At 42.0% G+C, this 13732-nt stretch carries 12 protein-coding genes and 1 other annotated feature; of the genes, 11 read left to right on the top strand and 1 reads right to left on the bottom strand.

Annotated features, from left to right (window positions below; translation table 11 throughout):
• Nucleotides 1–69: 69 nt before the first annotated feature.
• The 10 genes from mecA to HMPREF9188_RS06370 all read left to right on the top strand — a co-directional run bounded on the left by mecA (nucleotide 70) and on the right by HMPREF9188_RS06370 (nucleotide 11172).
• Nucleotides 70–810: an adaptor protein MecA gene (mecA, locus tag HMPREF9188_RS06415; protein WP_009730298.1), complete on the top strand. Its 741-nt coding sequence runs from the start codon at nucleotides 70–72 to the stop codon at nucleotides 808–810.
• A gap of 148 nt (nucleotides 811–958) precedes the next feature.
• Entirely contained in the window at nucleotides 959–2245 is a 1287-nt protein-coding gene (locus HMPREF9188_RS06410; RefSeq protein WP_009730297.1) for a homoserine dehydrogenase, read from the top strand.
• Between the two features lies 1 nt (nucleotide 2246).
• On the top strand, nucleotides 2247–3116 hold the full coding sequence (gene thrB, locus HMPREF9188_RS06405) for a homoserine kinase (RefSeq protein ID WP_009730296.1): 870 nt from the start codon (nucleotides 2247–2249) through the stop codon (nucleotides 3114–3116).
• Between the two features lie 99 nt (nucleotides 3117–3215).
• Complete coding sequence (gene msrB / locus HMPREF9188_RS06400) at nucleotides 3216–4154, top strand: peptide-methionine (R)-S-oxide reductase MsrB (RefSeq protein ID WP_009730295.1); 939 nt, start codon at nucleotides 3216–3218, stop codon at nucleotides 4152–4154.
• A gap of 59 nt (nucleotides 4155–4213) precedes the next feature.
• On the top strand, nucleotides 4214–5938 hold the full coding sequence (locus tag HMPREF9188_RS06395) for an ABC transporter ATP-binding protein (RefSeq protein ID WP_009730294.1): 1725 nt from the start codon (nucleotides 4214–4216) through the stop codon (nucleotides 5936–5938).
• 1 nt (nucleotide 5939) lies between these two features.
• Nucleotides 5940–7688, top strand: a complete 1749-nt coding sequence (locus tag HMPREF9188_RS06390; RefSeq protein WP_009730293.1) for an ABC transporter ATP-binding protein — start codon at nucleotides 5940–5942, stop codon at nucleotides 7686–7688.
• Between the two features lie 106 nt (nucleotides 7689–7794).
• Nucleotides 7795–9054, top strand: a complete 1260-nt coding sequence (locus HMPREF9188_RS06385) for a TRZ/ATZ family protein (protein ID WP_009730292.1) — start codon at nucleotides 7795–7797, stop codon at nucleotides 9052–9054.
• A gap of 62 nt (nucleotides 9055–9116) precedes the next feature.
• Nucleotides 9117–9252, top strand: a sequence feature (ribosomal protein L10 leader region).
• A gap of 38 nt (nucleotides 9253–9290) precedes the next feature.
• Nucleotides 9291–9791: a 50S ribosomal protein L10 gene (rplJ, locus tag HMPREF9188_RS06380; protein WP_001287266.1), complete on the top strand. Its 501-nt coding sequence runs from the start codon at nucleotides 9291–9293 to the stop codon at nucleotides 9789–9791.
• Nucleotides 9792–9865: 74 nt separating this feature from the next.
• Nucleotides 9866–10234, top strand: coding sequence for a 50S ribosomal protein L7/L12 (gene rplL / locus HMPREF9188_RS06375; RefSeq protein ID WP_001196962.1), 369 nt, complete (start codon nucleotides 9866–9868; stop codon nucleotides 10232–10234).
• 371 nt (nucleotides 10235–10605) lie between these two features.
• Nucleotides 10606–11172, top strand: a complete 567-nt coding sequence (locus HMPREF9188_RS06370; RefSeq protein WP_000443019.1) for a hypothetical protein — start codon at nucleotides 10606–10608, stop codon at nucleotides 11170–11172.
• 21 nt (nucleotides 11173–11193) lie between these two features.
• Here HMPREF9188_RS06370 and gdhA read toward each other — a convergent pair whose 3' ends face one another.
• Nucleotides 11194–12540 (bottom strand): NADP-specific glutamate dehydrogenase, encoded by a 1347-nt coding sequence (gdhA, locus tag HMPREF9188_RS06365; RefSeq protein WP_000199569.1) that lies wholly within the window; start codon nucleotides 12538–12540, stop codon nucleotides 11194–11196.
• 231 nt (nucleotides 12541–12771) lie between these two features.
• On the opposite strand from gdhA, the gene HMPREF9188_RS06360 reads away from it, so the two are divergent.
• Entirely contained in the window at nucleotides 12772–13707 is a 936-nt protein-coding gene (locus HMPREF9188_RS06360; protein ID WP_000255149.1) for a dihydroorotate oxidase, read from the top strand.
• The last annotated feature ends 25 nt before the right edge of the window (nucleotides 13708–13732 follow it).

Genomic DNA, 13732 nt, shown 5'->3' with positions numbered 1-13732 from the left:
CTTCATTCTTTTGATAAAATTGTAAAAATCTAGTATAATAGATAGACTGAAAGTATGAGGTTACTAGATATGAAGATGAAACAAATTAGTGATACAACACTAAAAATCACGATGACTTTAGATGATTTGATGGATCGGGGAATGGAGATTGCAGACTTTCTCGTTCCTCAGGAAAAAACTGAAGAGTTTTTCTATGCTATTTTAGATGAACTGGAAATGCCAGACAATTTCTTGGATAGTGGCATGCTGAGTTTCCGTGTGACGCCAAAACCAGATAAGGTCGATGTCTTTGTGACCAAGTCTAAGATTGACCAAAATCTAGATTTTGAAGATTTAGCGGACCTACCTGACATGGAAGAATTAGCCCAAATGTCGCCGGATGAATTTCTCAAAACCTTGGAAAAGAGCATTGCAGATAAGACCAAGGATGATATTGAGGCTATCCAATCTTTAGAGCAGGTCGAAGCAAAGGAAGAAGAGCAAGAGCAAACAGAAAAGGAAACTGAAAGTAAGAAAGAACCTTATATCTACTATATCCTGCGTTTCGCAAATCTTGCTGACCTAGTTGCTTTTGCAAAGACGGTTAACTACCAGATGGAAACATCTGAACTCTATAAGATGAATGGACACTATTATTTGACTATCTTAGTCGATGTGGAAAATCATCCAAGTCCATATCCGGCTTGGCTCTTGGCTCGTATGCGTGAATTTGCTGACGACAGTGATATCAGTCGTTCGGTTTTACAAGAGTATGGTCACATCTTGATCAATCACGACGCTGTGTTCGGTCTTCAAAAAATTAAATCATAGTTTTTAGAAATCAATTTTTACTTATCAGAAAAGGCGAATCAGATGATTCGTTTTTTCTTTTCTATCTATAAATAGTGGTTTTCATGGATAGGAATTTTCACAAAATTCTGTTATAATGGCTATATCAGAAAATTTCTAGGAGACAAACATGACAGTTAAAATTGCTTTACTTGGATTTGGTACCGTTGCAAGTGGTGTGCCATTCCTCCTAAAGGAAAATAGAGAAAAAATCATCCAGTCAGCTCATTCAGAGATTGAAGTAGCCAAGGTATTGGTCAAGGATGAAGATGAAAAGAACCGCTTGCTTGCAGCAGGTAATGACTTTAACTTTGTGACCAATGTAGATGATATATTGTCAGATCAAGACATTACTATCGTAGTGGAATTGATGGGGCGTATCGAACCAGCTAAAACCTTTATCACTCGTGCCTTGGAAGCTGGAAAACACGTTGTTACTGCTAACAAGGACCTTTTGGCTGTACATGGCGCAGAATTGTTAGAAATCGCTAAAGATCATAATGTAGCACTTTACTACGAAGCAGCAGTAGCTGGTGGGATTCCAATTCTTCGTACTTTGGCAAATTCATTGGCTTCTGATAAAATCACGCGTGTTCTTGGTGTCGTTAACGGAACTTCTAACTTTATGATGACCAAAATGGTCGAAGAAGGCTGGTCTTATGATGATGCTCTGGCTGAAGCTCAAAGATTAGGATTTGCAGAAAGCGACCCTACAAATGACGTGGATGGGATTGACGCAGCCTACAAGATGGTGATTTTGAGCCAGTTTGCTTTTGGTATGAAGGTTGCCTTTGACGATGTAGCCCACAAGGGAATCCGCAATATTACGCCAGAAGACGTAGCTGTAGCCCAAAATCTAGGCTATGTAGTGAAATTGATAGGTTCTATCGAGGAAACTCCTTCAGGCATTGTTGCAGAAGTGACTCCAACCTTCCTGCCCAAAACACATCCACTTGCCAGTGTGAATGGGGTCATGAACGCTGTATTTGTAGAATCTATCGGTATCGGTGAATCTATGTACTACGGACCAGGTGCGGGTCAAAAACCAACTGCAACAAGTGTTGTAGCGGACATTGTCCGTATCGTTCGTCGCTTGAATGATGGTACCATTGGTAAAGACTTCAACGAATATAGCCGTGACCTAGTCTTGGCAAATCCAGAAGATGTTAAAGCAAACTACTATTTCTCAATCTTGGCTCCAGATTCAAAAGGTCAGGTCTTGAAATTGGCTGAAATCTTTAATGCTCAAGATATTTCCTTCAAGCAAATCCTCCAAGATGGCAAAGAGGGTGACAAGGCGCGTGTAGTGATTATCACTCATAAGATTAATAAAGCACAACTTGAGAATGTTTCAGCTGAGTTGGCCAAAGCTTCAGAATTTGACCTCTTGAATACCTTCAAGGTGTTAGGAGAATAGGATGAAGATTATTGTACCTGCAACCAGTGCCAATATCGGGCCAGGTTTTGATTCGGTCGGTGTAGCTGTAACCAAGTATCTTCAAATTGAGGTCTGTGAAGAACGGGATGAGTGGTTGATTGAACACCAGATTGGTAAATGGATTCCCCATGACGAGCGTAATCTCTTGCTTAAGATTGCCTTGCAAATTGCGCCTGATTTGCAACCGAGACGCTTGAAAATGACCAGTGATGTTCCCTTGGCGCGTGGCTTGGGTTCTTCAAGCTCGGTTATTGTTGCTGGGATTGAACTGGCCAACCAATTGGGCAAGCTAAATTTATCTGATCATGAAAAGTTGCAGTTGGCGACCAAGATTGAAGGACATCCTGACAATGTGGCTCCAGCTATCTATGGAAATCTCGTTATTGCAAGTTCCGTTGAAGGGCAAGTCTCTGCTATCGTGGCTGACTTCCCAGAATGTGATTTTTTAGCTTATATTCCTAACTATGAATTGCGTACTCGTGACAGCCGTGGTGTCTTGCCTAAAAAATTGTCCTACAAGGAAGCTGTTGCAGCTAGTTCTATCGCCAATGTGGCCGTTGCAGCCTTATTAGCAGGAGATATGGTGACAGCTGGCCAAGCAATCGAGGGAGACCTCTTCCACGAGCGCTATCGTCAAAGTCTGGTCCGTGAATTTGCGACGATTAAGCAAGTAGCCAAAGAGAATGATGCCTATGCGACCTACCTTTCTGGTGCCGGACCAACAGTGATGGTCTTGGCTTCTCATGACAAGATGCCAGCGATTAAGGCAGAATTGCAAAAGCAGTCTTTCAAAGGCAAACTTCATGACTTGAAGGTTGATACCCAAGGTGTTCGTGTCCAAGAAAAATAAAGAATAGAAGATAGGATGGGGAAAGTCTCGACTAGGGGGCTTCCTATCCTTTTTTTGAAAAGAAGTCTAGTCAAAGAACTTGATAAAGGAGAAACAAAGATGGCAGAAATTTATCTAGCAGGTGGTTGTTTTTGGGGCCTAGAGGAGTATTTTTCACGAATTTCAGGCGTATTAACAACCAGTGTCGGCTACGCTAATGGCCAAGTCGAAACGACCAATTATCAGTTGCTCAAGGAAACAGACCATGCAGAAACGGTCCAAGTGATTTACGATGAGAGAGCAGTGTCATTTAGAGAAATTTTGCTCTATTATTTTCGAGTTATCGACCCTTTATCCATCAATCAACAAGGGAATGACCGTGGTCGTCAATATCGTACTGGGATTTATTACCAAGATGAAGCAGACTTGCCAGCTATCTACACTGTGGTGCAGGAGCAGGAACGCATGCTAGGTCGAAAGATTGCAGTAGAAGTGGAGAAACTTCGCCACTATATTCTGGCGGAAGACTACCACCAAGACTATCTCAAGAAAAATCCTTCGGGTTACTGTCATATCGATGTGACCGATGCTGAGAAGCCATTGATTGACGCCTCAAATTATGAAAAGCCTAGTCAAGAAGTGTTAAGGCAAAGTTTGTCGGAAGAGTCCTACCGTGTCACCCAAGAAGCTGCCACAGAGGCTCCATTTAGTAATGCTTATGACCAAACCTTTGAAGAAGGGATTTATGTAGACATCACGACTGGCGAGCCACTCTTTTTCGCCAAGGATAAGTTTGCTTCAGGTTGTGGTTGGCCAAGCTTTAGTCGTCCAATTTCCAAGGAATTGATTCATTATTACAAGGACATGAGCCATGGAATGGAGCGAATCGAAGTTCGTTCTCGGTCAGGAAATGCTCACTTGGGTCATGTTTTCACAGATGGTCCTCAGGAATTAGGTGGCCTGCGTTACTGTATTAATTCTGCATCCTTGCGCTTTGTAGCCAAGGATGAGATGGAAAAAGCAGGATATGGCTATCTATTACCTTACTTAAACAAATAAAACTGAGAGGGTAGGGCTTCCCACTTTCTTCATTTCCAGCATAAGAATAGAAGGGATCTATGAAACACTTACTATCTTACTTCAAACCCTATATCAAAGAAGCCATTTTAGCTCCCTTATTCAAGTTACTTGAAGCTGTTTTTGAGCTCTTGGTTCCCATGGTGATTGCTGGGATTGTTGACCAATCTTTACCTCAGGCAGATCAAGGGCACCTCTGGATTCAGATTGGCCTACTCCTTATCTTTGCAGTGATTGGCGTTTTAGTAGCCTTGATTGCTCAATTCTATTCAGCCAAGGCAGCGGTAGGTTTTGCCAAGGAATTGACAAACGACCTCTATCGTCATATTCTTTCTTTATCTAAGGACAGCAGAGACCGTTTGACAACTTCTAGCTTGGTGACCCGCTTGACTTCTGATACCTACCAGATACAGACTGGTATCAATCAATTCCTGCGCCTCTTTTTGCGAGCGCCTATTATCGTTTTTGGTGCAATCTTTATGGCCTATCGCATCTCAGCTGAGCTGACTTTCTGGTTCTTGGTTATGGTTGTTATTTTGACGATTGTCATTGTCGGGCTCTCTCGACTAGTCACTCCTCTCTACAGCAGTCTCAGAAAGAAAACGGATCAGCTGGTTCAGGAAACACGTCAGCAATTGCAAGGGATGCGGGTTATTCGTGCCTTTGGGCAAGAAAAACGAGAGTTACAGATTTTTCAAACCCTAAATCAAGTTTATGCTAGTTTACAAGAAAAGACAGGTTTCTGGTCTAGTTTATTAACACCTCTGACCTATCTGATTGTCAATGGAACTCTCCTCGTTATCATCTGGCAGGGTTATATTTCAATTCAAGGAGGTTTACTCAGCCAGGGTGCTCTTATCGCCCTTATCAACTACCTCTTGCAGATCTTGGTGGAATTGGTCAAGCTAGCCATGCTGATTAATTCTCTCAACCAGTCCTATATCTCAGCTAAGCGAATCGAGGAAGTCTTTGCTCAAGCTCCAGAAGACATCCATTCAGAGTTAGAACAAAAGCAAGCTACCAGTAGTCAGGTTTTACAAGTTCAAGAATTGACGTTTACCTATCCTGATGCGGCCCAGCCTTCTCTTAGAGACATTTCCTTTGATATGAAGCAAGGGCAAATCCTTGGTATCATTGGGGGAACAGGTTCTGGTAAATCAAGCTTGGTGCAAGTCTTACTTGGACTTTATCCAGTAGATAAGGGGAGTATTGACCTTTATCGAGATGGGCGTAGTCCTCTTAATTTGGAGGAGTGGCGGTCTTGGATTGCCTATGTGCCCCAAAAAGTCGAACTCTTTAAGGGAACCATTCGTTCCAACTTGACTCTAGGTTTGCATCAAGAAGTAACTGATCAAGAACTCTGGCAGGCCTTGGAAATGGCGCAAGCAAAGGATTTTGTCAGTGAAAAGGAAGGACTCTTGGATTCTGTAGTTGAGGCAGGAGGGCGAAATTTCTCAGGTGGACAAAAACAACGGCTCTCTATCGCTCGAGCAGTCTTGCGCCAAGCTCCATTTCTCATCCTAGATGATGCTACCTCGGCCCTCGACACCATTACCGAGTCCAAGCTCTTGAAATCTATTAGAGAAAATCTGCCAAATACGAGCTTAATCTTGATTTCTCAACGGACTTCGACACTACAGATGGCTGACCAGATTCTCCTCTTGGAAAAAGGGGAGCTCCTAGCTGTTGGCAAGCACGATGACTTGATGAAGACTAGCCAAGTCTATCGCGAAATCAATGCATCCCAACATGGAAAGGAGGACTAACATGAGACGACAAACCGCAAACCAGACGCTCAAACGTTTGGCCATAGATTTAGCAAGCCATCCCTTCCTCCTTTTCCTAGCCTTTCTAGGAACTATTGCCCAAGTTGCTTTATCGATCTACCTACCTATCTTGATTGGGCAGGTCATTGACCAGGTCCTAGTAGCTGATTCTTCACCAGTTTTTTGGCATATTTTCATTCAGATGATCTTGGTAGTCATAGGAAATACTCTGGTACAATGGGCCAATCCTCTTCTTTATAATCGTCTAATCTTCTCTTATACCAGAGACTTGCGAGAGCGAATCATCCATAAACTCCATCGGTTACCGATTGCTTTTGTGGATCGGCAGGGCAGTGGAGAGATGGTCAGTCGTGTGACTACAGATATAGAACAGTTGGCAGCTGGCTTGACCATGATCTTTAACCAATTTTTCATTGGCGTCTTGATGATTTTGGTTAGCATTCTAGCCATGCTTCAAATTCATCTCCTCATGACCCTCTTGGTCTTGCTGTTGACGCCCCTGTCCATGGTGATTTCACGCTTTATTGCCAAACGCTCCTATCATCTCTTCCAGAAGCAAACAGAGACCAGGGGGATTCAGACTCAGTTGATTGAAGAATCGCTTAGCCAGCAGACTATTATCCAGTCCTTCAATGCTCAGACAGAGTTTATCCAAAGACTACACGAGGCGAATGCCAACTACTCAGGCTATTCTCAGTCAGCCATCTTTTATTCATCAACGGTTAATCCTTCAACTCGCTTTGTTAATGCACTCATCTATGCTCTTCTTGCTGGAGTAGGAGCTTATCGTATCATGATGGGTTCAACCTTGACCATTGGGCGTTTAGTAACTTTTTTGAACTATGTTCAGCAGTATACCAAGCCCTTTAACGATATTTCTTCAGTGCTAGCTGAGTTGCAAAGTGCTCTCGCTTGCGCAGAGCGCGTTTATGCTGTCTTAGAAAGTCCAGAGGTAGCTGAAACAGGTAAGGAAGTCTTGACCAGCGACCAAGTCAAGGGAGCTATTTCCTTTAAACATGTTACTTTTGGCTACCATCCAGAAAAAATCTTGATTAAGGATTTGTCTATCGATATCCCAGCTGGTAGCAAGGTGGCCATCGTTGGTCCGACAGGTGCTGGTAAGTCAACTCTTATCAATCTCCTCATGCGTTTTTATCCTATTAACTCGGGAGATATCTTGTTAGATGGGCAATCTATTTATGATTATACCCGAGCGTCATTGAGACAGCAGTTTGGCATGGTGCTCCAAGAAACCTGGCTCAAGCAAGGGACCATTCATGACAATATTGCCTTTGGAAATCCTGATGCTAACCGGGAGCAGGTGATTGCTGCTGCAAAAGCAGCCAATGCAGACTTCTTTATCCAACAGTTACCCCAAGGCTATGATACCAAACTGGAAAATGCAGGTGAATCTCTCTCTGTCGGTCAAGCTCAGCTCTTGACCATCGCGCGTGTCTTTCTAGCAATTCCCAAGATTCTCATCCTAGATGAGGCGACTTCCTCTATTGATACGCGGACAGAAGTGCTGGTACAGGATGCCTTTGCCAAGCTCATGAAGGGACGTACAAGTTTTATCATCGCCCACCGCTTGTCTACCATTCAGGATGCAGATCTGATTCTAGTATTGGTGGATGGTGATATTGTTGAGTATGGCAATCATCAGGATCTCATGTCTAGAAAGGGCAAGTATTACCAAATGCAAAAAGCTGCGGCTTTTAGCTCTGAATAAGCCATTCCTATCCATTTTAAAGTCTTAATGACACTGAAAGTTGCCTTCGGGTGACTTTTTTGTTACAATAGCTAGAAAAAATCAAGGCCTTAGAAGGAGAAAAACAATGAAAATCTATCAGCATGTAAATATCGTGACTTGTAACCAAGATTTCCATGTACATCTGGATGGTATCTTGGCTGTCAAGGATTCTCAAATCATCTATGTCGGTCAAGAGAAGCAAGAGATTTTAGATCAAGCTGAGCAGATTTTAGACTATCAGGGGGCTTGGATCATGCCTGGATTGGTCAATTGTCACACCCATTCTGCTATGACAGGCTTGAGAGGGATTCGAGATGATAGCAATCTCCATGAATGGCTCAATGACTATATCTGGCCAGCAGAAGCAGGATTTACACCAGACATGACTACCAAGGCGGTCAAAGAAGCACTGACAGAGATGCTCCAGTCAGGGACAACAACCTTCAACGATATGTATAATCCCAATGGTGTGGATATTGAGCAAATTTATCAGGCAGTGAAATCTTCCAAGATGCGTTGTTATTTCTCACCGACACTCTTTTCTTCCAAGGCAGAGACAACTGCTGAGACCATTGCTAGAACACGAGCCATCATTGAGGAAATCTTAGAATATAAAAATCCAAATTTCAAGGTCATGGTAGCCCCCCATTCTCCTTACAGTTGTAGTAGAGACTTGCTGGTAGCGAGTTTAGACATGGCAAAAGAGCTAAATATTCCTCTCCATATCCATGTGGCGGAGACTAAGGAGGAGTCAGGAATTATCCTGAAACGATACGGCAAACGTCCCATAGCCTTTCTAGAAGAACTGTGTTACTTAGACCATCCATCTGTCTTTGCTCACGGGGTCGAATTAAACGAGCGAGAAATTAAGCGCTTGGCATCCTCTCAAGTGGCTATTGCCCACAACCCTATCAGCAATCTCAAGCTGGCCTCAGGAATTGCTCCCATCATCCAACTTCAAAAAGCAGGAGTGGCAGTAGGTATTGCGACAGATTCGGTTGCTTCCAACAACAACCTTGATATGTTTGAGGAAGGACGGACTGCAGCTCTTCTTCAGAAGATGAAAAGTGGAGATGCCAGTCAATTTCCCATCGAGACAGCCCTCAAAGCTCTGACGATAGAAGGTGCCAAGGTCCTTGGAATGGAAAAGCAGATAGGAAGCCTAGAAGTCGGCAAGCAGGCAGATTTTCTCGTGATTCAACCACAGAGAAAAATCCATCTTCAACCTCAGGAAAATATGCTCTCTCACCTCGTATACGCAGTAAAATCCAGTGATGTTGACGATGTCTATATTGCAGGAGAACAAGTTGTCAAGCAAGGCAAAGTTTTGACGGTAGAGATTTAAAAAAATTTCAAAAAAAGTTTGCAAAAATCTTGCATTCTTTTTTTGTCTATGCTATACTTATATACGGTTTGAAAAAACTGCCTAAGACAGTAGGGGAGCTCGACTCATAAAGATCCTACCGAGGACAAAACGTATCATGTAAAAAGAAGCGTATTGTACTTTCGTGTCTAGGTTTGGGCGCGTTTTTCTTTTGAAAAAATTCCCCAAGCAAAATAATTACGGAGGTGAACACACTAATGAGTGAAGCAATTATTGCTAAAAAAGCGGAACTAGTTGACGTAGTAGCTGAAAAAATGAAAGCTGCTGCATCTATTGTCGTTGTAGACGCTCGTGGTTTGACAGTTGATCAAGATACAGTTCTTCGTCGTGAGCTTCGTGGAAGCGAAGTTGAGTATAAAGTTATTAAAAACTCAATCTTGCGTCGTGCAGCTGAAAAAGCTGGTCTTGAAGACCTTGCATCTGTTTTTGTTGGACCATCTGCAGTAGCATTTTCTAACGAAGATGTTATCGCACCAGCGAAAATCTTGAACGACTTTGCTAAAAACGCTGAAGCACTTGAAATCAAAGGTGGTGCAATCGAAGGCGCTGTCGCATCTAAAGAAGAAATCGTTGCTCTTGCAACTCTTCCAAACCGCGAAGGACTTCTTTCTATGCTCCTTTCTGTACTTCAAGCGCCAGTGCGCAACGTTGCTCTTGCAGTCAAAGCGGTTGCAGACAACAAAGAAGACGCAGCTTAATCTTAAGCTACGCAGCGTAGCGTAGCTACGAAAAAACTATTATATAATTAAAAACTTATTTGGAGGAAATAACAATGGCATTGAACATTGAAAACATTATTGCTGAAATTAAAGAAGCTTCAATCCTTGAATTGAACGACCTTGTAAAAGCTATCGAAGAAGAATTTGGTGTAACTGCAGCTGCTCCTGTAGCTGTAGCTGCAGCTGGTGCTGCTGACGCTGGTGCTGCTAAAGATTCATTTGACGTTGAATTGACAGCTGCTGGTGACAAAAAAGTTGGCGTTATCAAAGCTGTACGTGAAATCACTGGTCTTGGACTTAAAGAAGCTAAAGAACTTGTTGATGGTGCACCAGGTGTCATCAAAGAAGGCGTTCCAACTGCAGAAGCTGAAGAAATCAAAGCTAAATTGGAAGAAGCTGGAGCTTCAGTTACTCTTAAATAATAGAGCAACTACATTAGTAGCTTAAAAACATGATTAAACCGCTATTCTTAGGATTAGCGGTTTTCTTTATAATTGAAAAGAGAAAATTTATAAAGTGTCTCCAGTTGTTCCATAAGATTTTCATCATAAAGTTCTGGAGTTTGATTAGAGAATCATGTCAATCAAACTCCAACGCTCGATAAAGCGATGATGTATCTGTGGAAGGAGATTATGTTTGCTAAGGTATTTTTTGCAGAAATAGTGGTACAATATCCTTAGAATAGTTCAAAATTTATCTTTGCTAGGGGAAAGGGAGATTGAACTCCCTGATGCATCCGTCTTAGTATGGGATTAATGTCCTATAAAAAGGGAATGTTATAAAGGTGATATTGATGGAAAGATATGAATTTACAGCGACAACAGCAAAATCAGATATAATAATTGGTATCCTTTTTCCCATGTTCCTCATGCTTCCGGTATTGGGAATACAGTTGGCTATATTCTATTTAAAACTGAATGATTTTTTTAAATCACAACCTCTTTTTCTTTATACGATAGTATTAGTATTTTTTGGTATTAGTTTTCTTTTAATTAAAAAAATACAAGGTAGTCTAGTGAAGAATTTTGTCGTAGAATTATCTGGAAGAAATATTAGGATTTGGTGTGATGGAAAGGAGATTGTATCAGGAGAAGTTATTTTCTGTAGGATAAAAAATAAGGAGCCTAAACTGGGGGCGAGAGCCTTAAATGTAGACATAGACACCAAGGGGGATAACATTAAATTTCGAGTTCGGTCTAAGGAATATGAAAATTTATCATCTTCTACTTGGAATCCTCTCGGGACAAGCAAACCCTCTGATGTAGAAACGTTATTATCTTTGGGCAAAAAAATAAAAAATGTTATGGAAGAAGAAGTTTTGATAGAAGATGAAGCTTCAAAAAAACCTCGATCGTTTTGATTGAGGTTTTTAGCATATTTCTTAAACAATACCTTGGGCAATCATAGCGTTTGCTACATTTTCAAAGGCAGCAATGTTAGCTCCTGCAAGGTAATCAGTACCAAGACCGTAAGTTTCAGCGGTTGTTTTAGCTGTGCTGAAGATATTGGTCATGATGTCTTTGAGACGTCCATCAACTTCTTCACGTGTCCATGAAAGACGAAGGCTGTTTTGGCTCATTTCAAGCGCTGATACAGCTACACCACCAGCGTTGGCAGCTTTGGCAGGCCCGTAAAGGATTCCGTTTTCTTTGTAGACTTTAATCGCATCAAGGTCGCTCGGCATATTGGCACCTTCTGATACACAGATAACGCCTTGAGCAACCAAACGTTTAGCTGCGTCACCATTGATTTCGTTTTGAGTCGCACATGGAAGAGCGATGTCGTAGTTCCCAGCGTAAGTCCATACAGAACCTTCATGGTAAGTAGCAGTGGCTTTTTCAGCAGCGTACTCAGTCAAACGTGCACGACGGTTATTCTTCACATCTGCTAGAAGGTCGAAGTCGATACCATTTTCGTCAATGACATAACCATTTGAGTCAGATACAGAGATAACAGTTGCACCAAGTTCAGTTGCTTTTTGAAGTGCATATTGAGCTACGTTACCAGAACCTGAAATCACAACCTTCTTACCAGCAAAGCTGTTACCGTTGGCTTTGAGCATTTCTTCAGTATAGTAAACCAAACCATAACCAGTTGCTTCTGGACGAATCAAGCTACCACCGAATCCAAGAGGTTTACCAGTCAAGACACCAGCATCAAATTGGTTAAGGCGTTTGTATTGTCCGTAAAGGTAACCAATTTCACGTCCACCAACACCGATATCGCCAGCTGGGACGTCAAGTGATGGTCCGATGTATTTTTGCAATTCTGTCATAAAGCTTTGGCAGAAGCGCATCACTTCAGCATCAGTCTTTCCTTTAGGATCGAAGTCTGATCCCCCTTTACCTCCACCGATTGGAAGGCCAGTCAAGACGTTTTTAAAGATTTGTTCAAATCCGAGGAATTTCAAGATCCCTTGGTTTACAGTTGGGTGGAAACGAAGTCCGCCTTTATATGGTCCAACAGCTGAGTTGAATTGAACACGGTAACCACGGTTCACTTGGACTTTTCCATCACGGTCAACCCAAGGAACACGGAAAGAAATCACGCGCTCAGGCTCAGTGATACGTGCCAAGATGTTTTCTTCGATATACTCAGGATGTTTTTCAAATACAGGTTCCAAAGTGCTGAAGAATTCTTCAACCGCCTGGAGAAATTCAGCCTCATGCCCGTTACGAGCTTTTACAGTTTCAAACACGCTTTGGATATATTCTTTAGCAGATGTCATATCGTTCTCCTTTTGTTGTCATATTTTATTACATGAGCCATTATAGCAGAAATTTTTTTCACTGTAAAGAAAAAAACGAAAATTTTCTAAAAATTCTTTCAATTTACATTCAGTCAATACTAAGAGCATTATCAAAAAACGAACGTTTTCTCTAGAAATAACTTTCTCAAAGAGAAAATCTTAAAGTATGGTATAATATTAGAAATAAAAGGAATCTGGAGGATCAGAATCATGGTATCAACGAAAACACAAATAGCTGGCTTTGCGTTTGACAATTGCTTGATGAATGCAGCGGGTGTGGCTTGTATGACGATAGAGGAACTAGAAGGGGTCAAAAACTCAGCAGCAGGAACATTTGTCACGAAGACAGCGACCTTGGACTTTCGTCAGGGCAATCCTGAGCCACGCTACCAGGATGTTCCACTTGGTTCTATCAACTCAATGGGATTACCAAATAATGGCTTAGACTATTATCTGGACTATCTTTTGGACTTGCAGGAAAAAGAGCCAAACCGTACTTTCTTTCTATCTTTAGTCGGCATGTCTCCAGAAGAAACGCATACCATCTTGAAAAAAGTGCAAGAGAGTGGATTCAAAGGACTGACAGAGCTTAATCTTTCTTGTCCAAATGTTCCAGGAAAACCTCAGATTGCCTATGATTTTGAGACAACAGACCGGATTTTGGCAGAAGTCTTTGCCTACTTTACCAAACCTCTTGGGATTAAATTGCCACCATATTTTGATATTGTTCACTTTGACCAAGCGGCTGCTATTTTCAACAAATATCCGCTCAAGTTTGTTAACTGTGTTAACTCTATCGGAAACGGCCTTTATATAGAAGACGAGTCGGTCGTGATTCGTCCTAAAAATGGTTTCGGTGGTATTGGTGGGGAGTATATCAAACCGACTGCTCTCGCTAATGTCCATGCTTTCTATCAACGCTTGAATCCGCAAATCCAAATCATCGGAACGGGTGGTGTTCTAACGGGTCGTGATGCCTTTGAACACATCCTCTGCGGTGCGAGTATGGTGCAAGTAGGGACTACTCTTCACAAAGAAGGCGTAGGTGCTTTTGAACGCATTACCAATGAACTAAAAGCAATCATGGCGGAAAAAGGGTATGAGAGTCTAGAAGATTTCCGTGGGAAATTGCGCTATATTGATTAAGTTTAATAAAAAATCAGAAGAAAGG

The organism is Streptococcus sp. F0441, from assembly GCF_000314775.2.
GTDB lineage: Bacteria > Bacillota > Bacilli > Lactobacillales > Streptococcaceae > Streptococcus.
This window is presented reverse-complemented; position numbering and strand designations above follow the sequence as displayed.

What these genes read in the sequence shown, in the direction of transcription:
- mecA (WP_009730298.1), top strand. Translation starts at nt 70, where the DNA reads ATGAAGATGAAACAAATTAGTGATACAACACTAAAAATCACGATGACT.
- HMPREF9188_RS06410 (WP_009730297.1), top strand. Translation starts at nt 959, where the DNA reads ATGACAGTTAAAATTGCTTTACTTGGATTTGGTACCGTTGCAAGTGGT.
- thrB (WP_009730296.1), top strand. Translation starts at nt 2,247, where the DNA reads ATGAAGATTATTGTACCTGCAACCAGTGCCAATATCGGGCCAGGTTTT.
- msrB (WP_009730295.1), top strand. Translation starts at nt 3,216, where the DNA reads ATGGCAGAAATTTATCTAGCAGGTGGTTGTTTTTGGGGCCTAGAGGAG.
- HMPREF9188_RS06395 (WP_009730294.1), top strand. Translation starts at nt 4,214, where the DNA reads ATGAAACACTTACTATCTTACTTCAAACCCTATATCAAAGAAGCCATT.
- HMPREF9188_RS06390 (WP_009730293.1), top strand. Translation starts at nt 5,940, where the DNA reads ATGAGACGACAAACCGCAAACCAGACGCTCAAACGTTTGGCCATAGAT.
- HMPREF9188_RS06385 (WP_009730292.1), top strand. Translation starts at nt 7,795, where the DNA reads ATGAAAATCTATCAGCATGTAAATATCGTGACTTGTAACCAAGATTTC.
- rplJ (WP_001287266.1), top strand. Translation starts at nt 9,291, where the DNA reads ATGAGTGAAGCAATTATTGCTAAAAAAGCGGAACTAGTTGACGTAGTA.
- rplL (WP_001196962.1), top strand. Translation starts at nt 9,866, where the DNA reads ATGGCATTGAACATTGAAAACATTATTGCTGAAATTAAAGAAGCTTCA.
- HMPREF9188_RS06370 (WP_000443019.1), top strand. Translation starts at nt 10,606, where the DNA reads ATGGAAAGATATGAATTTACAGCGACAACAGCAAAATCAGATATAATA.
- gdhA (WP_000199569.1), bottom strand. Translation starts at nt 12,540, where the DNA reads ATGACATCTGCTAAAGAATATATCCAAAGCGTGTTTGAAACTGTAAAA.
- HMPREF9188_RS06360 (WP_000255149.1), top strand. Translation starts at nt 12,772, where the DNA reads ATGGTATCAACGAAAACACAAATAGCTGGCTTTGCGTTTGACAATTGC.